This window comes from Rhizobium sp. SSA_523, from assembly GCF_030435705.1.
Lineage (GTDB): Bacteria > Pseudomonadota > Alphaproteobacteria > Rhizobiales > Rhizobiaceae > Neorhizobium.
In genome coordinates, this window is the sequence record NZ_CP129382.1 from 2860898 (window position 1) to 2883658 (window position 22761).

General features: G+C 61.2%; 24 protein-coding genes. 9 read left to right on the forward strand and 15 right to left on the reverse strand.

Translation table 11 applies throughout. The features are described from left to right. Window positions 1-177: 177 nt before the first annotated feature. From ahcY to QTJ18_RS21865, 6 genes are all read right to left on the reverse strand, one after another. Window positions 178-1578 (reverse strand): adenosylhomocysteinase, encoded by a 1401-nt coding sequence (gene ahcY / locus QTJ18_RS21840; protein WP_252755378.1) that lies wholly within the window; start codon window positions 1576-1578, stop codon window positions 178-180. Between the two features lie 140 nt (window positions 1579-1718). Beyond that, the gene (locus QTJ18_RS21845; RefSeq protein WP_252755379.1) at window positions 1719-1994 is read right to left on the reverse strand and encodes an HPr family phosphocarrier protein; all 276 of its coding nucleotides are present in this window, start codon (window positions 1992-1994) and stop codon (window positions 1719-1721) included. 8 nt (window positions 1995-2002) lie between these two features. Further along, a complete protein-coding gene (locus tag QTJ18_RS21850) occupies window positions 2003-2404 on the reverse strand; it encodes a PTS sugar transporter subunit IIA (protein WP_252755407.1) in 402 nt (133 codons plus the stop codon). A gap of 127 nt (window positions 2405-2531) precedes the next feature. After that, window positions 2532-2999 (reverse strand): HPr kinase/phosphorylase, encoded by a 468-nt coding sequence (locus QTJ18_RS21855; RefSeq protein WP_252755380.1) that lies wholly within the window; start codon window positions 2997-2999, stop codon window positions 2532-2534. Beyond that, the gene (locus QTJ18_RS21860; RefSeq protein ID WP_289852225.1) at window positions 2996-4732 is read right to left on the reverse strand and encodes a sensor histidine kinase; all 1737 of its coding nucleotides are present in this window, start codon (window positions 4730-4732) and stop codon (window positions 2996-2998) included. The genes QTJ18_RS21855 and QTJ18_RS21860 overlap by 4 nt, the downstream gene beginning before the upstream one ends. Before the next feature lie 130 nt (window positions 4733-4862). Further along, window positions 4863-5582 (reverse strand): response regulator transcription factor, encoded by a 720-nt coding sequence (locus tag QTJ18_RS21865; RefSeq protein ID WP_252755381.1) that lies wholly within the window; start codon window positions 5580-5582, stop codon window positions 4863-4865. Between the two features lie 328 nt (window positions 5583-5910). On the opposite strand from QTJ18_RS21865, the gene QTJ18_RS21870 reads away from it, so the two are divergent. The 3 genes from QTJ18_RS21870 (at window position 5911) to QTJ18_RS21880 (ending at window position 8676) form a co-directional block, all read left to right on the forward strand. After that, window positions 5911-7521: a phosphoenolpyruvate carboxykinase gene (locus QTJ18_RS21870; protein WP_252755382.1), complete on the forward strand. Its 1611-nt coding sequence runs from the start codon at window positions 5911-5913 to the stop codon at window positions 7519-7521. Window positions 7522-7616: 95 nt separating this feature from the next. Next, a complete protein-coding gene (arfB, locus tag QTJ18_RS21875) occupies window positions 7617-8054 on the forward strand; it encodes an alternative ribosome rescue aminoacyl-tRNA hydrolase ArfB (protein WP_252755383.1) in 438 nt (145 codons plus the stop codon). A 10-nt stretch (window positions 8055-8064) separates the two neighbouring features. Beyond that, window positions 8065-8676 carry an alpha-ketoglutarate-dependent dioxygenase AlkB family protein gene (locus QTJ18_RS21880; RefSeq protein WP_252755384.1) on the forward strand — a complete coding sequence of 204 codons (612 nt, stop codon included), beginning with the start codon at window positions 8065-8067 and terminating at the stop codon, window positions 8674-8676. Between the two features lie 31 nt (window positions 8677-8707). On the opposite strand, the gene coaA is transcribed toward QTJ18_RS21880, so the two are convergent. The 7 genes from coaA to hisB are packed head-to-tail and all read right to left on the reverse strand — an operon-like array spanning window position 8708 to window position 13326. Then, the gene (gene coaA, locus QTJ18_RS21885) at window positions 8708-9703 is read right to left on the reverse strand and encodes a type I pantothenate kinase (RefSeq protein ID WP_252755385.1); all 996 of its coding nucleotides are present in this window, start codon (window positions 9701-9703) and stop codon (window positions 8708-8710) included. After that, window positions 9700-10023, reverse strand: a complete 324-nt coding sequence (locus tag QTJ18_RS21890; RefSeq protein ID WP_252755386.1) for a phosphoribosyl-ATP diphosphatase — start codon at window positions 10021-10023, stop codon at window positions 9700-9702. Before QTJ18_RS21890 ends, coaA begins: the two co-directional genes overlap by 4 nt. An 11-nt stretch (window positions 10024-10034) precedes the next feature. Then, window positions 10035-10835: an imidazole glycerol phosphate synthase subunit HisF gene (gene hisF, locus QTJ18_RS21895; RefSeq protein WP_252755387.1), complete on the reverse strand. Its 801-nt coding sequence runs from the start codon at window positions 10833-10835 to the stop codon at window positions 10035-10037. Then, entirely contained in the window at window positions 10832-11575 is a 744-nt protein-coding gene (gene hisA / locus QTJ18_RS21900; RefSeq protein ID WP_252755388.1) for a 1-(5-phosphoribosyl)-5-[(5-phosphoribosylamino)methylideneamino]imidazole-4-carboxamide isomerase, read from the reverse strand. The genes hisF and hisA overlap by 4 nt, the downstream gene beginning before the upstream one ends. A 1-nt stretch (window position 11576) precedes the next feature. Beyond that, window positions 11577-12227 (reverse strand): imidazole glycerol phosphate synthase subunit HisH, encoded by a 651-nt coding sequence (hisH, locus tag QTJ18_RS21905; RefSeq protein WP_252755389.1) that lies wholly within the window; start codon window positions 12225-12227, stop codon window positions 11577-11579. Further along, a complete protein-coding gene (locus QTJ18_RS21910; RefSeq protein ID WP_252755390.1) occupies window positions 12227-12712 on the reverse strand; it encodes a DUF2628 domain-containing protein in 486 nt (161 codons plus the stop codon). Before QTJ18_RS21910 ends, hisH begins: the two co-directional genes overlap by 1 nt. Window positions 12713-12729: 17 nt before the next feature. Continuing rightward, window positions 12730-13326 (reverse strand): imidazoleglycerol-phosphate dehydratase HisB, encoded by a 597-nt coding sequence (hisB, locus tag QTJ18_RS21915; protein WP_252755391.1) that lies wholly within the window; start codon window positions 13324-13326, stop codon window positions 12730-12732. 249 nt (window positions 13327-13575) lie between these two features. Between hisB and hslV the strand changes: the two genes are divergently transcribed. The 5 genes from hslV to QTJ18_RS21940 all read left to right on the forward strand — a co-directional run bounded on the left by hslV (window position 13576) and on the right by QTJ18_RS21940 (window position 20395). Next, complete coding sequence (hslV, locus tag QTJ18_RS21920) at window positions 13576-14100, forward strand: ATP-dependent protease subunit HslV (protein ID WP_252755392.1); 525 nt, start codon at window positions 13576-13578, stop codon at window positions 14098-14100. A gap of 80 nt (window positions 14101-14180) precedes the next feature. Further along, on the forward strand, window positions 14181-15488 hold the full coding sequence (gene hslU, locus QTJ18_RS21925; protein ID WP_252755393.1) for an ATP-dependent protease ATPase subunit HslU: 1308 nt from the start codon (window positions 14181-14183) through the stop codon (window positions 15486-15488). 243 nt (window positions 15489-15731) lie between these two features. Beyond that, complete coding sequence (locus tag QTJ18_RS21930; protein ID WP_252755409.1) at window positions 15732-16652, forward strand: DUF1402 family protein; 921 nt, start codon at window positions 15732-15734, stop codon at window positions 16650-16652. A gap of 46 nt (window positions 16653-16698) precedes the next feature. Further along, entirely contained in the window at window positions 16699-18102 is a 1404-nt protein-coding gene (locus QTJ18_RS21935) for a cytochrome P450 (RefSeq protein WP_252755394.1), read from the forward strand. Window positions 18103-18226: 124 nt separating this feature from the next. Next, on the forward strand, window positions 18227-20395 hold the full coding sequence (locus QTJ18_RS21940; protein WP_252755395.1) for a malate synthase G: 2169 nt from the start codon (window positions 18227-18229) through the stop codon (window positions 20393-20395). Between the two features lie 375 nt (window positions 20396-20770). Here QTJ18_RS21940 and QTJ18_RS21945 read toward each other — a convergent pair whose 3' ends face one another. Continuing rightward, window positions 20771-21454 carry a L,D-transpeptidase gene (locus QTJ18_RS21945; RefSeq protein WP_252755396.1) on the reverse strand — a complete coding sequence of 228 codons (684 nt, stop codon included), beginning with the start codon at window positions 21452-21454 and terminating at the stop codon, window positions 20771-20773. 175 nt (window positions 21455-21629) lie between these two features. Here QTJ18_RS21945 and QTJ18_RS21950 point away from each other — a divergent pair, with 175 nt between their 5' ends. Next, window positions 21630-22130, forward strand: a complete 501-nt coding sequence (locus QTJ18_RS21950; RefSeq protein ID WP_252755397.1) for an MmcB family DNA repair protein — start codon at window positions 21630-21632, stop codon at window positions 22128-22130. On the opposite strand, the gene QTJ18_RS21955 is transcribed toward QTJ18_RS21950, so the two are convergent. Next, complete coding sequence (locus QTJ18_RS21955) at window positions 22123-22701, reverse strand: ActR/PrrA/RegA family redox response regulator transcription factor (protein WP_489667282.1); 579 nt, start codon at window positions 22699-22701, stop codon at window positions 22123-22125. The two genes, QTJ18_RS21950 and QTJ18_RS21955, sit on opposite strands and share 8 nt — an antisense overlap. Window positions 22702-22761 lie beyond the last annotated feature (60 nt).

Consider the following 22761-nt stretch of genomic DNA (forward strand, 5'->3'; position numbering starts at 1 on the left):
TCCAAGTGCCGCTCATCGACAAGACATCCCTGATCGCGGGGACGAGGTCCGGACCGCGAATCGAGTGCTGAAACAATATCTGCTTCGCAAATTTCGGCAAAGGGCAGAGAGGAAAAAAGAAAGCCGCAAGCGTGTCAAGCTTGCGGCTACCATATCTTGTGGATTAGTCGGCTTAGATTAGTATCTGTAGTGATCCGACTTGAAGGGACCCTGACGGGAGACGCCGATATAGGCCGCCTGCTCCTCGGAAAGTTCCGTCAGCGTCACGCCAAGCTTGGCCAGGTGCAGGCGAGCGACCTTTTCGTCGAGGTGCTTTGGCAGGATGTAGACCCCCGGCTTGTACTCTTGCGTCTTGGTGAAGAGCTCGATCTGTCCGAGGACCTGATTGGTGAAGGAGGCCGACATCACGAAGGACGGATGGCCGGTCGCATTGCCCAGATTGAGCAGGCGGCCTTCCGAGAGCAGGATCATCCGATTGCCCTTCGGGAATTCGATCATGTCCACCTGGGGCTTGATGTTCATCCACTTCAGATTGCGCAGGGCTGCGACCTGGATCTCATTGTCGAAGTGACCGATATTGCCGACGATTGCCATATCCTTCATCTCGCGCATGTGCTCGATGCGGATGACATCCTTGTTTCCGGTGGTGGTGATGAAAATATCCGCTGAGGAAACAACGTCTTCCAGCTTCACCACTTCGAAACCGTCCATGGCGGCCTGAAGCGCGCAGATCGGGTCGACTTCGGTCACCTTCACGCGGGCACCGGCACCGACCAGCGACGCGGCCGATCCCTTGCCGACATCGCCATAGCCGCAGACGACGGCGACCTTGCCGGCCATCATCACATCGGTTGCGCGGCGAATGCCGTCTACCAGGGATTCCTTGCAGCCATATTTGTTGTCGAATTTCGACTTCGTGACCGAATCGTTCACATTGATGGCCGGGAAGGGAAGGAGACCCTTCTTGGCCAGGTCATACAGGCGGTGGACGCCGGTCGTGGTCTCTTCCGTCACGCCCTTGATGGCATCGCGCTGCTTGGTGAACCAGCCAGGCGAGGCCTGCAGCCGCTTCTTGATCTGCGCGAACAGGATTTCCTCTTCTTCCGAGCCGGGATTGGACAAGACGTCTTCACCGGCCTCGGCGCGGGCGCCCAGCAGGATGTACATGGTGGCATCGCCACCGTCATCCAGGATCATGTTCGACACGCCGCCATCGCTCCACTGGAAGATGCGGTCCGTATAATCCCAGTATTCCGTCAGGGACTCGCCCTTCACGGCAAAGACCGGGATCCCCGTCGCGGCAATTGCCGCGGCCGCGTGATCCTGGGTGGAAAAGATATTGCAGGAGGCCCAGCGAACATCGGCGCCGAGGACCTTCAGGGTTTCGATCAAGACGCCGGTCTGGATCGTCATATGCAGCGAACCCGAAATGCGGGCGCCGGCCAAAGGTTTGGACGAACCAAACTCTTCGCGGCAGGACATCAGCCCCGGCATTTCCGTTTCTGCGATGGTAAGTTCCTTGCGGCCGTAATCGGCCAGGCCGATATCCGCGACGATGTGATCCTGATTCATGCTCATGGTGGCTCTCCAACTGGGCAGGGCTACCGCTCATCGGCAAGCAGCGCCGGTCAGCCGCTGCAATGGACAGCGGCAGTGTCCTGCGATGTAGCAGGGTTCCAGAGGACTAGCAATAAGGATATAAAGAAGTCTTTATATGATCACATTTCTTCGCCGAAACGGTCGGCCACAAGCCTGGTCAGCGCCTCCAGCGCCGCTTCGGCATCGGTGCCGGCCGCACTGACTTCAATGGTGCAGCCGGGGCTGGCCGCGAGCATCATCAGACCCATGATGGAGGTCCCGCCCACGGTCATACCGTCCTTGGACACCATGATCTGGGCATTGAAGGTTTCCACGGTCTGGACGAATTTGGCGGAGGCGCGGGCATGCAGGCCGCGCTTGTTGACGATCAGGAGTTCGCGAGAAAGGTCTGCCATGAAGGATCTTACTTGCCGCTCAGCACGCGGCTTGCAACATTGATATATTTTCTGCCGGCATCGGCGGCTTCGGCCAATGCCTTCTGCATGTCGTTGTCGATACGCACGCCGGCAAGCTTGATCAGCATCGGCAGGTTGACCCCGGCGATCACTTCGATCTTTCCGGTGCTCATAACAGAAATCGACAGGTTGGACGGCGTTCCGCCGAACATGTCGGTGAGGATGACGACACCAAAGCCTTCATCGACGCGTCCCACCGCTTCGAGGATATCCCGGCGGCGTTGATCCATGTCGTCTTCCGGGCCGATGCAGACGGTTTCGATGTTCTTTTGCGGTCCAACCACATGCTCCAGCGCATGTCGGAACTCATCAGCCAGCTTGCCATGCGTGACAAGCACAAGTCCGATCATAATGAAATCACCCCCAGGTATAACGATACGCTTGGCCCCGTTTCGCATCGCAACAGGCCTAACGGCGGTGGGATGCCATCTTGTCGATGTGATGTCGAAGTGCAAGTCAAAAATGGCGTCCTCTTTGTCAGCAGAATGGCATTTCACCTCTAAATTCCGGGTAAAGAGCGCCGATTGCTGCCAAAGGTTGATACGTGTGACGCGCAAGCCGGATCAGCGGCAGATCCGATTGACCTCCCAACGCCTCGCGTTCGCCCTCGGGCGGCAAGCGTTCGGCGGCCGACGCATCGACGACGAGAATGGCAAGGTCCAGCACGGCCTGGTCGACGCTGTCCAGGGTGACGAGCCCGCTACCGCGTATCTCCATGAGGCCGGCGATTGCGGCAGGGCGGTGCGCGATCGTGACATCCCCGCTCTGTGACAGGAAGACCTGGTCGTCGGCAATCAGCGCCGCAAAGGCGCCGCCGGCGCGCGCCTCTGCCAGGCAGGAAAAGGCGAGCGAGGATTTGCCGGCGCCCGAGGGACCGAGGAAAATCAGCCCCCGTCGCCCCACCACGATTGCCGTGGCATGAAGATTGCGGCGCGGTTCGCTCATGGGGCAGGGCCGGCCGGCAGGGAGAGCGTGAACCGCGCACCGACGATCTCGCCCTTGGGGTTCAGCAGGTTTTCCGCCCGCAAGGTGCCGGCATGGGCCTCGGCAATCTGCCGGCTGATCGAGAGGCCCAGGCCGGAATTCTGGCCGAAGCTCTCGCCTTCCGGGCGATCGGTATAAAAGCGCTCGAAGATGCGGTCGATATCCTCGGCGCGGATGCCCGGTCCGTTATCGTCGACCTGGATGATACAATTGCTGCGCTGGCGGAACAGGTGGATGGAGATCCTGCCGCTCTTTTCCGGCACGAAGGACCGCGCATTTTCGATGAGATTGGTGACGATCTGGCCCAGGCGCAGGTCGTGGCCCTGGACCAAGTAGCTCATCTTGGCGCCCGTCTTGTGGTCGATCACCAGATCGATCTCGACAGGCTTGCGGCCGGTCCGGATCTGCCGGGAAATCTCGATGAGATTGGAAAGGAGGATTTCCAGATCCACGGGCGCGGCGTCCGAACGGGCAAGCTCGGCGTCGAGTCGCGAGGCATCGGAAATATCGCTGATCAGCCTGTCCAGCCGCCGGACGTCGTGAAGAATGATGTTCGTAAGCCGCTGCTTGGAGTCTTCCGTCTTGGCCAGCGGCAGGGTCTCGACCGCGCTGCGAAGCGAGGTGAGGGGGTTTTTCAATTCATGGCTCACATCGGCCGCAAAGCTCTCAATGGCGTCGATCCGATCGTAGAGCGCATTGGTCATGTCGCGGAGGGCGATCGAAAGATTGCCGATTTCGTCCTGCCGTGCCGAGAAATCGGGAATCTCCTCGCGCTGCTTGACGCCGCGCCGCACCCGGATGGCCGCTGCCGCCAGACGGCGCAGCGGATTGGCGATCGTCGACGACAAGAGAAGCGACAGAAGGATATTGACGAGAGTTGCAACCCCGAAGACGCGCATGATCGCCAGCCGCTCGGCATGGACGATGTTGTCGATGTCGCCTGCCTGGGTCGAGAGCAGCAGCACGCCGAGCACGGCCCGGAAGCGCTGCACCGGAACCGCGACCGAAACAATGAGCTCGCCCTTGTCGGTCACCCGGACAACGGCGCCGCGCACGCCGGTCAGGGCGTTCATCACCTCTGGATAGATCGAGCCATCGCCGCCGGGGGCCTCCTTATAGGCCGGCAGATTGCCGGGCTGCAGCATCCTGTTGATCAGGCTGGCAAACCAGTCGCCCCAGGTGGTTGCCTCTCCCTGGACGGGCGGAAGGTCGAAACGCAGCACCTGGCCGCGCGAATAGAGGTGGCGCGAATCGAGGATGAGATTGGCATCCGCATCGAAGAGGCGCGCGCGTGTCCGTGTCGGCGAGATCAGGCGGCGCAGGACCGGCGCCACGCGCTCCGGATCGATGGGAAAATCGAGATCCTCGTCATTGGGAACGGGCGTGATGCTCTGACCGGCCTGCAGTTCCAGAAGCTTCTGCGGATCGATGGTGATCGAATTCGTATCGACGGAAGCCGAGGCGGAAATCGCGCCGGCAATGATCTCGCCCTGGGTGAGCAGGCTTTCGACGCGCGCGTCGATCAGCCCTTCGCGGAACTGGTTGAGATAGAGAATGCCGCCGACGAGGACGACGGTTGCCGCAATATTGAAGAACAGGATCCGCCGGGTCAGGCTGGAAAACACGGCATTGCCGAAGATGCGGCGCATCAGGGTGAAGGGGTGAGACCAGACCCTTCCCCTTGCACGCGGCAGCGCCGGATCTTCGCCGCCTGAATGATCGCGATGGATGGTGTGATCGGCCAAGCCTTTCCCTTTCACGGCAACCGCCGGCCGTCTCGGCGGTCAGTGCGCGGAGCTGAAATTCGCCTGTCGTGGCGAAAGATCAGGCGGCCTCGCGGAATCGATAGCCTACGCCGTAGAGCGTCTCGATCATATCAAAATCGGTGTCAACCATTTTGAACTTCTTGCGAAGACGCTTGATGTGGCTGTCGATCGTGCGGTCATCGACATAGACCTGCTCGTCATAGGCGGCATCCATCAGCGCGTCGCGGCTCTTCACCACGCCCGGCCGCTGCGCCAGAGAATGCAGGATCAGAAATTCCGTCACCGTCAGCGTCACGGGTTCGCCCTTCCAGGTGCAGGTATGGCGTTCCTGGTCCATGCTGAGCTGACCGCGCTCAAGGGTGCGCGCCTGCTGATCGGCGGTTGCCTTGGCACCCGAGGGTCCGATGATCTCACTCTTGGACGAGCGGCGCAGGATCGCCTTGACCCGCTCGACGAGGAGGCGCTGCGAGAAGGGCTTGGTGATGAAATCGTCGGCGCCCATCTTCAAGCCGAACAATTCGTCGATCTCCTCATCCTTCGAGGTGAGGAAGATGACCGGGAGATCGGATTTCTGGCGCAGGCGCCGCAACAGTTCCATGCCGTCCATGCGGGGCATCTTGATATCGAAGATCGCCAGCTGCGGCGGCCGGCCGAGCAAACCATCCAAAGCAGAGGCGCCATCCGTGTAGGTTTCGACCCGGTAGCCTTCCGCCTCCAGAGCAATCGATACCGACGTGAGAATGTTGCGGTCGTCGTCTACGAGGGCGATAGTCTGCATTCTGTCTGTCTCCGCCATACTGTACGCATCTCCTGGATTGTGACCCAGCCGAACCCATGTTCAATCATGCGTCTCTTGGGGATAAAGGTGGAACAAAATGTGGCAAAGATAAAGGGGTGCCCATTTCGGCGTCCTCCACAAGGGCCTAATATAGGGCGCGTCAGCCCGTCCTTCACCCTGCATCTAACCGATTTAAAAATGACAAAAAGTTTTTAAATCGATTAAATAATTGATTTCGTTAGTCTATTTCAAGCGAGCCCCTTGCTCTTTTGGCAGAGTCTCATTAGGTTGCCCACCATCTCAACGTCAGCTCAAAGGAAAGCGCGACATGGAAGAGTATGGAGTGCACAATCCCTCGAATGGTCTGACGGCGCTCGGGCTGACAGGTGTTGCTCGCGTTAACTACAATTTAAACGAGAGCGAACTGTATGAGGCGGCGCTACGCGCCGGCGAGGCCGAACTGACGATCGACGGCGCTTTGCGGGCCGTGACGGGACAGCACACCGGTCGCTCGCCGAAGGACAAGTTCGTCGTGCAGGATGCGCGCACGCAGCCGAACATCTGGTGGGACAACAACAAGCCCATGTCGCCGGAGCATTTTGCGTCTCTGAAGCAGGACATGCTCGCCCACGCGGCCGGCAAGACGCTCTACGTGCAGGATCTGATCGGTGGCGCCGATCATGATTACGCCCTTCCCACGCGCGTGGTGACGGAACTGGCCTGGCATGCGCTGTTCATCCGCAACCTGCTGATCCGTCCTGAGCGCTCCAGTCTCGAAGCCTTCCAGCAAAAGCTGACGATCATCAACCTGCCCAGCTTCCGCGCCGACCCGGCACGCCATGGCTGCCGCAGCGAAACCGTGATTGCCTGCGACCTCGAGAACGGGCTGATCCTGATCGGCGGGACCTCCTATGCCGGCGAGAACAAGAAGTCGGTCTTTACGGTCCTGAACTATCTTCTGCCGGAAAAGGGCGTCATGCCCATGCATTGCTCCGCCAATGTCGGTCCGGACGGCGATGCCGCCGTCTTTTTCGGCCTGTCGGGCACGGGAAAGACAACGCTTTCGGCCGATCCGAACCGGACGCTGATCGGCGACGATGAGCATGGCTGGGGCGAAAACGGCATCTTCAATTTTGAAGGCGGCTGCTATGCCAAGGCCATCCGCCTTTCGGCGGAAGCAGAGCCTGAAATCTACGCAGCGACCCGCCGATTCGGCACCGTCCTGGAAAATGTGGTGCTCGATGGCACCCGCAAGCCGGATTTCGATGATGCCTCGCTGACGGAAAACACCCGCAGCGCCTATCCCCTGCATTTCATTCCCAATGCATCCGCGACCGGGCTCGCACCGCATCCGAAGACCATCATCATGCTGACGGCGGATGCCTTCGGCGTCATGCCGCCGATCGCGAAACTGACGCCCGAACAGGCGATGTACCACTTCCTGTCCGGCTACACGGCCAAGGTGGCCGGAACCGAAAAGGGTGTAACGGAGCCGGAAGCCACCTTCTCGACCTGCTTCGGAGCGCCTTTCATGCCCCGTCACCCGACGGAATACGGCAATCTCCTGCGGGATCTGATTGCCCGCCACGGGGTGGATTGCTGGCTGGTGAATACCGGCTGGACCGGCGGCGCATATGGCACCGGGCGGCGCATGCCCATCAAGGCGACGCGGGCTCTGCTGACGGCGGCGCTGACTGGCGAGTTGAAGAAGGCGGAATTCCGCACCGATGCCAATTTCGGCTTTGCGGTGCCGGTCAATGTGCCGGGCGTCGATGGTGCCATTCTCGATCCCCGGTCCACCTGGACCGATGGCGGCGCCTATGATGCGCAGGCCAGGAAGTTGGTGGACATGTTCGTCTCCAACTTCACCAAGTTCGAGCAGCACGTCGACAGCAAGGTGCGCGACGCTGCTCCGGGAATGCTCGCCGCCGCCGAGTGATCTCTCCGACGTCGACCAACGGATGCCGCCGGGCCTTCAAGCCCGGCGGTTTTCTTTTGCTTGCTTCTGTGGAATAGAGGGCGCGGAGACAGATCATGGCCAGCGACCCCCTCGTCATCAATAGCCGATTGACCCTTGCCGGATGGGAACTGACGGAACAGTTCGTTCTTGCCGGTGGACCGGGCGGCCAGAACGTCAACAAGGTCTCCACCGCAGTCCAGCTGTTCTTCAACCTGATGGGATCGCCGTCGCTGCCGGAGCGAATCAAGGAAAATGCGGCGAAGCTTGCGGGGCGAAGGCTCAGCAAGGACGGCGTGCTGCTCATCGAGGCCAATCGCTTCCGCAGCCAGGAGCGCAACCGCGAGGATGCGCGCGAGCGGTTGAAGGAATTGCTCCTGGAAGCGGCCAAGCCGCCGCCGCCGCCGCGCAAGAAGACAAGGCCCACCAAAGGCTCCGTCGAGCGGCGCCTGAAGGAGAAATCCGGACGATCCGAAGTCAAGAAGATGCGCAGCCGCCCAGCTGGCAGTGAATGAAGGCACGCTCATGCTGTTTCTGGCCAATGGCATTGTCCATCACCCGCAAGCGCTCGATCGGGCCGCCCAGGAGCATCTGGTGGAGGTGATTCGCGCCGTCGTCAGCCAAGCGCCTCTTTACGTGCCGGTCATGCCGGGCAGCGGCCGGCCCATGTCGGTCCGCATGACCAATTGCGGAACGCTTGGCTGGGTGACCGACAAGGCGAAGGGCTATCGCTATCAGGAGAGGCATCCGGTGACGCAGATGCCATGGCCGGCCATGCCGGACGAGCTTCTGTCCCTTTGGCAGCACTATGCGGATTACCCCAAGCCACCGGAGGCCTGCCTCATCAATTTCTACGCCGACGATGCGAAGATGGGTCTGCACCAGGATCGGGACGAGGAGGATCTCGACGCGCCGGTTCTGTCGATCTCGCTCGGCAATAGCTGTCTTTTCCGGATCGGCGGCCGCGAAAGGAGCGACAGGACAAGCTCCGTCAAACTCACCAGCGGCGATATCGTCGTCCTTGGCGGCGAGGGGAGGCTTGCTTACCACGGAGTGGACCGGATCTACCCGAACACTTCGACGCTCCTGCGGCAAAGCGGGCGGATCAACCTGACACTGCGGCGGGTCCATCGCTGACGATTCATATCGAAAGCAGGCGATCCATCGCCTACAGTTTGCGCAGCGCAACCGTTTCGATGAAGTGATTGCTGCCTTTGCGCAGGATCAGATCGGCGCGAAGCCGTGTCGGCAGGATATTCTGCCGCAGGTTCTTCAGATTGATGTTCTGCCAGAGACCTTCGGCGATCGCCAGAGCCGCATCCTCGGTGATCGTGGCGTAACGGTTGAAGAAGGAGGATGGGTCGCGGAAGGCTGTCTGCCGCAGCCGCATGAAGCGTTCCACATACCAATTGTGGATCTGGCCCTCATCGGCATCGATATAGATCGAGAAATCGAAGAAATCCGAGACCATGGGAACGACCTTGCCGTCGGCAGGCAGGGTACGCGACTGCAGAACGTTGATCCCCTCGAAGATCAGGATGTCTGGGCGGTCGATATCGGTGAATTCGTCCGGCAGGACGTCATAGGTGAGGTGCGAATATTTCGGCGCCTTCACATTGGGTTTTCCAGCCTTGATCGCCGACAGGAAGCGCAACAGCGCGCCGATATCGTAGCTTTCGGGAAAGCCCTTGCGCTCCATCAGATTATCCCGCCGCAGGATGGCATTGGGATAGAGGAAGCCGTCGGTCGTCACGAGATCGACTTTCGGACTGGAGGGCCAGCGGGCGAGCAATTCCTTGAGGATGCGCGCCGTTGTCGATTTGCCCACCGCGACCGAGCCGGCAATGCCGATGACGAAAGGGGTCTTGACCTGGTCGGAGAGGCTGAGGAAACGGTTGCGCTGCTGGAAGAGAAGCTGGGACGCTTCCACATGGGCCGACAGCAGACGTGACAGCGACAGATAGATTCGCCGCACTTCATCAAGATCGATCGGATCATCCAGTGAGCGTAGCCGCTTCACCTCGTCACCGGTGAGCGTCAAGGGCGTATCGGCCCTGAATTTCGACCATTCCTCGGAGGTGAACTGGAAGAAGGGCGAATAATTCCCGTCCGGCGCGGGCTCAGGCGAAATGTCCGAATCGATAGGCTGGCTGGCGATCGTCATGAGTGTTGTCGGCTCGCCTTTTCCGTGAGGCCCGATTGGGCCGTTCGGCGTTGAAGTTCGTCCAGCACATCCTGCAACGGAACGCCGCCAATCTTCAATACGACCATCAGATGATAGAGGAGATCGGCGGCCTCGGCCGCAAGATGTGTCCGGTCCTGAGAAATGGCGGCGATGACGGTTTCCACCGCCTCCTCCCCCAGCTTCTTGGCCGCCCTTTCCTGGCCCGCGGCGACAAGCTTTGCCGTCCAGGATTGCGCCGGATCCGCCTTGGCGCGTTCGGCAATGATGGCTTCGAGATCGCTGAGAGAAAAGTCGCTCACTTGGGGTCCCCTCAGTCGAGCCGCATGGCAATGCCGTGCTCGGCCATGTAGCGCTTGGCTTCGCCGATGGAATAGGTGCCGAAGTGGAAGATGGATGCGGCAAGAACGGCCGTCGCATGGCCCTGCTGCACACCCGCCACCAGGTCATCCAGCGTGCCGACGCCGCCCGAGGCGATCACCGGCACCCGCACCGCATCGGCGATCGCACGCGTCAGCTCGAGATCATACCCGCTTTTGGTGCCGTCGCGATCCATCGACGTGACCAGCAGCTCGCCTGCACCGCGCTCCACCATGTGCCTGGCAAAGGCCACCGCGTCAATGCCGGTCGCGGTGCGGCCCCCATGCGTGTAGATTTCCCAGGCGCTTTCGAAGCCGCCGGCCTTGTCCTCACCGGATCCCTCAACGCGCCGCCGCTTCGCATCGATGGATACGACGATGCATTGATTGCCGAATTTGTCGGCGGCCTCGGCAACGAAATCGGGATTGTTCACCGCTGCGGAATTGATCGACACCTTGTCGGCGCCAGCCAGCAAGAGCTTGCGGATATCGGCAACGGCCCGCACGCCACCACCGACGGTCAGCGGCATGAAGCAGTGCTCGGCCGTCTGCGCCACCACATCGAAAATCGTGTCGCGATTGTCGGAGGATGCGGTGATGTCGAGAAAGCATAATTCGTCGGCACCGGCCGCATCATAGGCCTTGGCCGCCTCGACCGGATCGCCCGCGTCGATCAGGTCGACGAAGTTGACCCCTTTGACGACACGGCCGTCCTTGACGTCGAGGCAGGGAATGACGCGCGCTTTGAGGGTCATGCTCGGCCTCCCTTGGCGGCACGGATGAGGGACAGCGCCTCGGCCGGATCGATGCGACCGTCATACAGGGCTCTGCCGGAAATCGCGCCCGCAAGTTTTGCGGCATCCGGTTCGAGCATGCGACGGATGTCATCGAGCGAGGCAAGCCCGCCGGAGGCGATCACCGGAATGGAGACTGCGGCTGCAAGGTCGAGCGTCGACCCCCAGTTGATTCCGGCAAGAATGCCGTCGCGGTCGATATCGGTATAGATGATGGCGGCAACGCCGGCGCCTTCGAAGCGCTTGGCAAGCTCGATCACGCCGAGTTCGGACGCCTCCGCCCAGCCCTCGACGGCCACTTTGCCGCCCTTGGCGTCAATGCCCACGGCGATCTGGCCCGGAAATCTGCGACAGGCTTCGAGGACCAGCGCCGGATCCCGCACGGCAACGGTGCCAAGGATGACCCGTGCCAGGCCGCGCGACAGCCAGGCCTCGATATGCGCGAGGCTGCGGATGCCGCCGCCCAGTTGAACAGGGTTCGTCGTCGCCTTCAGAATGGCGTCGACAGCAAAGCCGTTGCGGCTTTCGCCGGCAAAGGCGCCGTCGAGATCCACCACGTGCAGCCACTCAAAGCCCTGGTCTTGAAAGGCCTTGGCCTGGGCGGCGGGATCGGGATTATAGATCGTCGCCTGATCCATATCGCCAAGTTTCAGACGCACGCATTGGCCGTCCTTGAGGTCGATCGCCGGGAAAAGGATCATGTCAGGGCTTCCAGCGCAGAAAGTTGGAGATCAGGGCCAGGCCGAGGGTCTGGCTCTTTTCCGGATGGAACTGCGCGCCGGCCGTGTTGCCATGCGCGACAAAGGCGGTCACGGCACCGCCATACTCGGTCGTTGCCACCACGTCATCCGGCGTCTCGGCCGCCAGGTGATAGGAGTGAACGAAATAGGCGTGCAGCCCGTCCGGGCCGGTCGGAATGCCGTCGAACAGAGCATGCGGACGGTTGAGCGTCAACGTGTTCCAGCCGATCTGCGGGATCTTCAGGCCGGGATCGGAAGGCGTCATTTCGACGACATCGCCCTTGATCCAGCCAAAGCCCTGCGTGACATCCTTCTCAAGTCCGCGCGATGCCATCAATTGCATGCCGACGCAGATTCCCAGGAAGGGCCGGGCTTTGGTCTGCACGGCGTCCAGAAGGGCCTCCTCCATGCCGGAAACGGAGGAAAGGCCGCGCCGGCAATCGGCATAGGCTCCAACCCCGGGCAAGACGATCCGGTCCGCGCGGCTTACCTCATCCGGTCGGTCCGTCAGACAGATCTCGGCCTGAAGCCCGGCCTCCTTAGCGGCGCGCTCGAACGCTTTGGTTGCGGAGCGGAGATTGCCCGATCCATAGTCGATGATTGCAACGCGCATCAGCGCCCTCCACCAAGATCGAAAAGTCCAAGTGCCGGGCCAGTCTGCAGACGTGGCGGGCCGGACAGTGTGAGGTTCTTCCAGTCGGTGACCGGAACGTCCGGCTGCGGCTGGCGGACCGGAAGCCCGGCGAAGTAGATTTGTTCCGCCGTTTGAAGATCCGGTGCCGTGACGATATCGGCGACCGCCCAGCCCTTGGCGACGAGGCGCCGCGCCAGGATCTGACGGCCTTCGAGTCCAACCAGCAGGCCGATTGCGAGTTCCGACAGGGTCCCGCCCCAGAACAGTCCGGGCTGATCACTAAGCCAGACCAGCATTCCCTGTGCCGCGAGCGTCACGATGCCGAACAGCCAGCACCGGTGAAACAGCAGCCACAATCCGGGAAAGATAAAGCCGAGCCAGGCAAAGGAATCGGCCACAAAACGGGTGCTTGCGTGATCGCGATCCGGTCCGCCCGGTGGGGTCAGAATGATAAAACTGCGCACGGCGCCTCCTGGCACGCTCAGACCAGCATCCCCTTGGTGGACGGGACGCGGCCAGCCTGGCGGGGATCGATCTCGGTTGCGGTTCTCAGCACGCGGGCCACGGCCTTGAAGCAGGTTTCGGCAATATGGTGATTATTGGCGCCGTAATGATTGGTGACATGCAGCGTGATGCCGGCATTCTGGGCGAGTGCCTGGAAGAATTCCCGGACGAGTTCCGTATCGAAAGTGCCGATCTTGGCGGCGCTGAAGGCAACATGCCAGACCAGGAAGGGACGACCCGAAAGATCGACGGCGGCCTTGGTCATCGTCTCATCCATGACCAGATCGAGGGAGGCATAGCGGGTGATGCCACGGCGGTCGCCGAGCGCCTTGGCGATCGCCTGGCCGATCGCAATGCCCGTATCTTCGACGGAGTGATGATCGTCGATGTGCAGGTCGCCCTTGCAGTCAATGTCCATGTCGATCAGCGAATGGCGGGACAGCTGCTCCAGCATATGGTCGAAGAAACCGATGCCGGTCTCGATCTTCGACACTCCCGTTCCGTCGAGATTGACGGCCACAGAAATCGAGGTCTCATTGGTCTTGCGAGAAACGGACGCACGACGCTCGCTCATCTTGGTCACCAGTCTTCTGAAGCCTTCAATTCGATCTGCGCTGCTTAGCAGTGACGCCGCTGTGGTGCAAACGATTCCGGCAAACCGCAATACTGGCCGGTCGCAGGCCAAGCATAAGGCGCCTTCCCGGATGCGGCTGGAGATCGACGGAACAGGATTTGCAATCGCAAAAGCACAACTTACATGAGGCTCAACAGCCGGAATGGACCGGCGCGACAAGGGCCCGGACTGGGGCCGACAGGTGTGAGTATGACAACAATCATTACCGTGCGGAAAGGCGGCAAGGTGATCATGGCCGGCGACGGACAGGTCAGTCTCGGCCAGACCGTAATGAAGGGCAATGCCCGAAAGGTTCGGCGCATCGGCAAGGGCGAAGTGATTGCCGGTTTCGCCGGCGCAACGGCGGATGCCTTCACCCTTCTCGATCGACTGGAAAAGAAGCTGGAGCAGTATCCCGGCCAGTTGATGCGTGCAGCCGTCGAGCTCGCCAAGGACTGGCGCACCGATAAATATCTGCGCAATCTGGAAGCCATGATGCTCGTCGCCGACAAGACGGTGACCCTGGCAGTGACCGGCAATGGCGATGTGCTGGAGCCGGAACATGGCACGATCGCCATCGGATCGGGCGGCAATTTCGCCTATGCCGCAGCCCGCGCAATGATGGATTCCGACAAATCGGCCGAAGAGATAGCCCGTCAGGCCCTCGATATTGCCGCCGAGATCTGCGTCTATACCAACCATAACCTGGTGGTCGAGACGCTGGACGCCGAATAACCGCAAGCTTTGAGAGAAACGGGTCCCCGCCGGCCGGGCTTGATGAGCCGGCCGGAGCAAGGACGCCGAAGAGGTAGATTATGACGACTTTTTCCCCCCGCGAGATCGTCTCGGAACTGGACCGCTACATCATCGGCCAGCATGACGCCAAGCGAGCCGTGGCCATTGCCCTTCGCAACCGGTGGCGGCGCCAGCAGCTCGACGAGAGCCTGCGCGACGAGGTCATGCCGAAGAATATCCTGATGATCGGACCAACCGGTGTCGGCAAGACGGAGATCTCCCGCCGGCTGGCCAAGCTTGCCGGCGCGCCCTTCATCAAGGTCGAGGCGACCAAGTTCACCGAAGTCGGCTATGTGGGCCGCGACGTGGAGCAGATCATCCGCGACCTCGTCGAGATCGGTGTCGGACTGGTGCGCGAGAAGAAGCGGGCAGAGGTGCAGGCCAAGGCGCACCAGAGTGCCGAGGAACGGGTGCTTGACGCGCTCGTCGGATCCACCGCCTCGCCTGCCACACGTGAAACATTCCGCAAGAAGCTGCGCAATGGAGAACTGGACGACAAGGAGATCGATATCGAGGTGGCGGATACGGGATCCGGCATGCCGGGTTTCGAGATCCCTGGAATGCCCGGCGCCAATATCGGCGTGCTGAACCTGTCCGAAATGTTCGGCAAGGCCATGGGCGGCCGCACCAAGAAGGTCCGCACGACGGTGGAGAAATCCTATGGCGAGCTGATCCGCGACGAATCGGACAAGCTGATCGACAATGAGGTCATCCAGCGGGAGGCCGTCCGCTCCGTCGAGAATGACGGGATCGTCTTCCTTGACGAGATCGACAAGATCGCCGCGCGCGATGGTGGGCTCGGCGCCGGCGTCTCCCGCGAGGGCGTTCAGCGCGATCTTCTGCCGCTAGTGGAAGGCACGACCGTGTCCACCAAATATGGACCGGTCAAGACGGATCATATCCTGTTCATCGCATCCGGCGCCTTCCATGTCTCCAAGCCCTCCGACCTGCTGCCGGAGCTGCAGGGCCGCCTGCCGATCCGGGTGGAGTTGAAGCCGCTGTCGAAGGAGGATTTCCGTCGCATTCTCACGGAAACCGAAGCCAGCCTTATCCGCCAGTACAAGGCGCTGATGGAAACCGAGCAACTGACGCTCGATTTCACCGAGGATGCCATCGACGCCCTGGCCGATGTCGCCGTGCATCTGAACTCCTCGGTCGAGAATATCGGGGCGCGGCGCCTGCAGACGGTGATGGAGCGCGTGCTGGATGAGATTTCCTTCCACGCGCCCGATCGTCCCGGCACCGCCCTGCAAGTCGATGCGGAGTATGTGCGCAAGCATGTCGGCGATATCGCCGCCGATACGGATCTGTCGCGCTACATCCTCTAGAACGTGGCACCGGCGCAACGAATCGGCGCCTCCGCCATGGAAGTGACAGGAATGTGAGGGGGCCGGGCTCGACTCCGGCCCCCCTGTTTCAGTATGGCTTCAGATAACTGGACTGACGATGGCCCGACGCTGATTCGCCCGAGCCCCGCAATCCTTTTTGCTCGTTCGGGCGGCCGGCCGGTCCGGGCTGCCAAGCCACATGCGGGGATCGCTCCATTGCCACGCGTCATACTCACCCTGTTGATGATCCTGTGCTGCGCGCTCCCCACGGTGCAAGCGGGCGGGCTGGCGGTCGTCCCGCCCGGCAATCGGAACGTCGAGCAGCCCAAGGTGCCGGGCGCCTCCGTTCGCCGCACAAGGGCAGGCAAGACAAGCTTTGACGAGAAATATGAGCGGATTCGCGATCTCCTGGCCAGCGACAAGAGCCTGATCTCCAAGATCAAGCAGACGGCCCGCGTGTATGACATTGACCCGATCCATATGATCGGGGCAATCGTCGGCGAACATACCTACAATGTCGATGCCTATGACCGGCTGCAATCCTACTACGTCAAGGCCGCGGCCTATGCGGGAGATACGTTCCGCTTCGGCTACAAGGACCAGTCGATTACGGTTTTCGTGGCCCGGCCGGAATTTGAAAAATGCGCGTCGCTTTCGGATTCCTATCGCCTGTGGACCTGCCGGGAGACTGTCTGGGAGACTGTCTTCCGGGGTCGCCGTGTCGATAGCGTCTCCTATCCGGACAACCGGTTCAGCGCGGTCTTCTTCCAGCCTTTCTACGCCGGTCAGACCTTTGGGCTCGGCCAGATCAATCCGCTGACGGCATTGATGCAATCCGATCTCGTTGCAAGGCGTTCGGGCTATCCCAAACTGAATGCAGCCGATGCCAATGACGTCTACAAGGCCATCATGGATCCGGACCAGTCTCTTGCCTATATGGCGGCGACGATCAAACGCTCCATCGACGATTATGCCGATATAGCGGGCGTCGACATTTCGAAGAATCCGGGCATTACCGCAACGCTCTATAATGTCGGCAATTCCGCCCGCCGCGCCGCGGCGCTCGCCGCGCGCAACCGCAATGGCGGCGTGTCCTGGCCGGAAGAGAATTATTACGGCTGGCTGGTGAACGACAAGCTCGCGGAATTGAAATCGCTTCTTTAGTACCGATATCCATTGACTGCGGCCCTCTTCAGGCAAGGATCAGTCAATGGATACGCGTCCCCACGCTTTCGAACCGCCGGCACCCATCCCGCGGACCCATATCCCCAGCAAGCTGGAAATCGTCCGGACGGTCCTGCGCAACCCGCTGGAACTTTGGGGTGAGCCGTCCTACACGCTGCCCTGGATCGAAACCAAGTTCTTCTTCGAGCGAACCTTCATCATCAATCATCCCGGTCTCATCCGGCATGTGCTGGTGGACAATGCCGCCAATTATCGCATGGCGGAGGTGCGCCAGCTGATCCTGCGTCCGATTTTGCGCGACGGGCTCCTGACGGCGGAGGGGCCGGTGTGGAAACGCTCCAGAAAAGCCATGGCGCCGGTTTTCACGCCTCGTCATGCCAAGAGCTTTGCCGGAAAGATGCTGGACAAGTCCAGCGAGTTCGCCGACCGCTTCAACGCCGTCCCTCCCGAAGGACAGGTGGAGGATATTGCCGTAGGCATGGCGGAACTCGCCTTTTCCATCCTGTCCGAAACCCTGTTTTCCGGCGATGTGGTGACGACCAGCGACAATTTCGCCGATGACGTGAATTCGCTTCTGCACCGCATGGGGCGGGTCGATCCCATGGATCTTCTGCGGGCGCCCGGCTGGGTTCCGCGGCTGACACGGTTCGGCGGCGAGCAGGTCATGGATCGCTTTCGCGAGGTGGTTCGCCAGACCATGGATCAGCGCAAGGCCAGGATGGCAAGGGACCGCGCAGGTGTTCCCGATGATTTCCTCACGCTGTTGCTGGAACTGGATGGCCCGGAGGGACTGACGCTCGATGAAATCGAGGACAATATCCTCACCTTCATTGGCGCCGGCCACGAAACGACCGCCCGCGCCTTGGCCTGGACCCTTTACTGTCTGGCGCATGCGCCGCATTTCAGGGAGGCCATGGAGCAGGAAATCGACTCTGTCATCGCATCGGGGGCCGAGCCGGTCGAGTGGCTGGATCGCATGCCGCATGTGCGGGCGGCCTTCGAGGAAGGCATGCGCCTCTATCCGCCGGCACCCTCCATCAATCGCGAAGCGATCAAGGACGATGTCTGGGTGACGCCGGATGGCAAGCACCTGCACATAGCCGCCGGAACCACGGCGCTGGTCATGCCCTGGACCCTTCACCGGCACGTTCTCCATTGGGAGAAGCCGCGGGCCTTCATGCCGGAGCGATTCCTGCCGGAGAACCGGACCCGCATCGACCGGTTCCAGTATCTCCCCTTCGGAGCAGGTCCGCGGGTCTGCATCGGCGCCACCTTTGCCATGCAGGAGGCCGTCATTGCTTTGGCCGTCCTCATGTCGCGCTTCCGATTCGATGCGGTTGAAGGTGTCGTCCCCTGGCCGGTGCAACGGCTGACGACGCAGCCGCGCGGCGGGCTGCCCATGCGCATCTCGCCCCGTTCAAAGCACTGATCCGGCGCGCCGGCCGAGGCTTCTCTTGCCGGCGCACACCCATTCTTCCACCAATGCCGCATTGACTACGGCCTGCGAGCGCGCAAAAACCTCTGGCAAAGAATGGCAAACATGGAGGACGCGGATGAGCCGTCTCGAACGAAATGGCCTGGCGATCGATGAGGCGCTGCACAGCTTCCTGGTGGAGGAGGCGCTGGCCGGTAGCGGTGTGGATGCAGAGAGTTTCTTTGCGGAGCTGTCAAACATCATTCACGACCTTGCGCCGCGCAATCGTGAGCTCCTGGCCAAGCGCGACCAGTTCCAGGTCCAGCTGGACGAATGGTACCGCAAGAACGGCGCCCCGTCCGACCTCGCAGCCTACGAGGCATTTCTGCGGGAGATCGGCTATCTTCTGCCTGAAGGTGCCGATTTCGATGTCAGCACGGCCAATGTCGATCCCGAAATTGCAGAGATCGCCGGTCCTCAGCTCGTGGTTCCCGTCATGAATGCGCGCTATGCGCTGAATGCGGCCAATGCGCGGTGGGGCTCTCTCTATGATGCGCTCTATGGCACCGATGCCATCGCAGACGCGGATGGGGCCGACAGGCAGGCACAGTATAATCCGGTGCGCGGCGCGAAAGTCATCGGCTGGGTCCGAACCTTTCTCGATCAGTCTGTTCCGCTCGCAGCTGGAAAATGGAGCGAGGTAACCGGTCTTTCCGTGGAGGATGGCAGCCTCGTCATCAAGGCGGGCGAACAAGTTGTCGCGCTGGCGGAGCCCGGCCAGTTTTGCGGCTACCAGGGCGAGCCTTCGGCGCCGGCCCGCATCCTTCTCGCCAAGAACCGTCTGCATATCGAAATCCGGATCGATGCCTCATCGGCGATCGGCAAGGATGATCCGGCACATATTTCCGATGTCTGGCTCGAATCGGCGATCACCACGATCATGGACTGCGAGGATTCCGTCGCCGCCGTGGATGCCGAGGACAAGGTCCTGGTCTATCGCAACTGGCTGGGGCTCATGAAGGGTGACCTGAAGGAGGAGGTGCAGAAGGGAGAGAAAAGCTTCATCCGCACGCTCAATCCGGACATGACCTATATCGGCCCGGACGGCGAAGAGATGACTGTCCATGCCCGCTCGCTGATGCTGGTGCGCAATGTCGGGCATCTCATGACCAATCCGGCCATTCTCGACCGTGATGGAAGAGAGGTGCCGGAAGGCATACTGGACGCCATGGTGACGGCTCTGATCGCCTTGCGCGATATCGGTCCCAATGGCCGGCGGCAGAATTCGCGAACGGGCTCCATGTATGTGGTCAAGCCCAAGATGCACGGGCCGGAAGAGGTTGCCTTTGCCTGCGAGATCTTCGATCGGGTGGAGAAGGCGCTGGGAATGCCGGAAAACACCATCAAGATGGGCATTATGGACGAGGAGCGTCGCACGACGGTCAATCTCAAGGAATGTATCCGCGCCGCCCGCGAAAGGGTCGTCTTCATCAATACAGGCTTCCTGGACCGCACCGGCGACGAGATCCACACCTCCATGGAGGCCGGCCCGATGATCCGCAAGGGCGATATGAAGCAGGCCGCCTGGATCTCGGCATACGAGAACTGGAACGTCGATATCGGTCTTGCCTGCGGGCTGTCCGGGCATGCGCAGATCGGCAAGGGCATGTGGGCCATGCCGGACCTGATGGCCGCCATGCTGGAGCAGAAGATCGCCCATCCGAAGGCTGGCGCCAACACGGCCTGGGTTCCTTCGCCGACCGCCGCGACACTTCACGCCACGCATTACCACAAGGTCAATGTCGCCGCGGTGCAGGAGGAGTTGAAGAGCCGGCCGCGCGCCAAACTTGCCGACATTCTCTCCGTTCCGGTCGCCGAGCGGCCAAACTGGACACCGGAAGAGGTGCAGCGGGAACTCGATAACAATGCCCAGGGCATACTCGGCTATGTCGTCCGCTGGATCGATCAGGGTGTCGGCTGCTCCAAGGTACCCGACATCAACAATATCGGCCTGATGGAGGATCGGGCAACGCTGCGCATTTCCGCCCAGCATATGGCGAACTGGCTGCATCACGGGTTGGTCACCGAAGACCAGGTCATCGACACGATGAAACGCATGGCCGCAGTCGTGGATGGTCAGAATGCGGCGGACCCGCTCTACCAGCCCATGAACGGGCGGTTTGACGATTCCATCGCCTTCCAGGCCGCCCTTGATCTGGTTCTGAAGGGCCGCGAGCAACCGAATGGTTATACCGAGCCGGTGCTTCATCGCCGGAGGCTCGAGGAAAAGGCACGGCGCGCCGCCTGAGGCGGTGCCGTCTGACCTATGAAAAGGGCCGTGCTATCTTATCTCAACGGATGGCACGGGTTCACGGTCTTGTCTGCCAATAAAACAGGCCCGAGGATCGCAGTCGATCCGCATCCCGCAGGGATATGGCGAAATCGCCCATTTTGGCGTCGCAAAGCCTTGAAAGGGGTTGGCCCTTCCTGCGGCTTCGCTCCTCAAGCTGAACGATTTTTACTCATACCAGGCGCCAAATCCTGCCACGCGCCAAATCCTGCCACGCGCCAAATCCTGCCACGCGCCAGATCCTGCCACGCGCCAAATCCTGATTGAGTTTTGACCCTGGTCTCAGGTCGGTCGCGACACATGTCCGGCGCTCCTGGCACCGGGCATGGCGGATCACTGGATGACGACGACCTTGGTCTCGCGGCCGGGTCGAACGCGGCTGTAGAGGTCGATGACATCCTGGTTCATCAGACGGATGCAGCCGGAAGAGGCGGCGGTTCCGATCGACGCCCATTCCGGCGTGCCGTGCAGGCGGAACAGCGTGTCCTGTCCCTTCTCGTTGAAGAGATACATGGCGCGTGCGCCCAGGGGATTATGCAGACCGGGTCCCATGCCTGCCTCGACATAGCGGGCGACATCCGGCTTGCGGGTTGCCATTTCCTTGGGCGGATGCCAGGTCGGCCATTCCTGCTTCCAGGCGACATAGGCCTCGCCGGACCAGGCGAAGCCCTGCTTGCCCACGCCGATCCCATAGCGCACCGCCCGGCCGTTCGGCAGGATATAATACAGGAACCGCTCCCGCGTGTTGACGATGATCGTCCCGGGGCGCTCCTGGGTGTCGAACTCGACGATCTGGCGGTGGAATTTCTTGTCCAGCCGGCTGATCGGAATGGCCGGCAGAGCATAACCTGCATCGGTCACTGCACTGTAGGCATCCGGGAAGAGATCGCTGGTCGTCGTGCGGACGGCCGTTTCCTTCGGCTCGAAGGTCTTTCTTGCACTGGATGTCGAGGAGCATCCGGCCAGGGCGAGCGGTGCCATCAGGCCGAAGGCAAGCATGCTTGTTCGGATTCGCATGGAATTCTCTTGGAAAGGGGTTGGAAGCCAGGATGGGATAAACCATCTTTTGCAGAGATGTATTTTTGTTCTGAGCAACTTGGCAAGGCATGTCTGGGCAATGCATGTTAGCGTGTGCACAAAAGACGGAGCCATGGCCTTTTTGCAACATCCGTAGCAGCGGCATCCGGAAGAAATGACCCTAGTCAATGTCGGCAATACAAATCCCCTGATCGACGGGCGCCAGTCCGCCCGCGCAATGATGGTGCGCAAGGGGGTTCAACGGCTGCTGATGGATCTGCGCCATTCCGTTCTGGCGGAGCTGACGCTGTCCAGCGGGCGCCGGGCGGATGTGATCAGTCTCTCGGCCAAGGGCGAGATCTGGATCATCGAGATCAAGACCTCGATCGAGGATTTTCGGGTGGACCGGAAATGGCCTGATTACCGCGCCCATTGTGACCGGCTTTTCTTCGCCACCCATAAGGATGTGCCCTTGAGCATCTTTCCGGAGGAATGCGGACTGATCCTTTCGGATGGCTATGGCGCCCATCTGCTGCGCGATGCGCCGGAACACCGGCTGTCACCGGCGGCGCGCAAGGCGACGACCCTCAATTTCGCCCGCACCGCCGGGCAGAGGCTGCTTGTGGCGGAATGGGCCACCGGTACGACTTTCGAGGCGCCGGACGATTCTATTTAGGAGCGCGCTTGGCCAGGATGCGTTGCAGGGTTCGCCGGTGCATGTTGAGGCGGCGCGCCGTTTCCGACACATTGCGCTCGCACATTTCGTAGACCCGCTGGATATGCTCCCAGCGGACTCGATCCGCCGACATCGGGTTTTCCGGCACGTCGGCCTTTTCCCCGGGACGCTGCGTGAGCGCGGCATAGACATCGTCGGCATCGGCCGGCTTGGAGAGATAATCGACGGCGCCCAGTTTCACTGCCGTGACCGCGGTGGCGATATTGCCATAGCCGGTGAGCACGATGACGCGGGTGTCCTCGCGGCTCTTGCGGATCGCTTCGATGACGTCCAGCCCGTTGCCATCGCCGAGCCGAAGATCCACCACCGCATATTTGGGTGGGCGTGCCTTGGCCTTGGTAATGCCGTCCGCGACCGATTCGGCCACGTCGACCACAAAACCACGGCTTTCCATGGCGCGCGCCAGCCGGCGCAGGAAAGGCCCGTCATCATCGACGATGAGCAGGGAATGATCCGCGCCAGGGAGATCGAAGGCCTCCAGAGCCTCGGGAGCATCGGTTTTCTCAGCCATCATCGTCTTTCTCCAAAGCTGTGATCGCGTGAACATTACGAGATGCGAAGCCGATTGGCT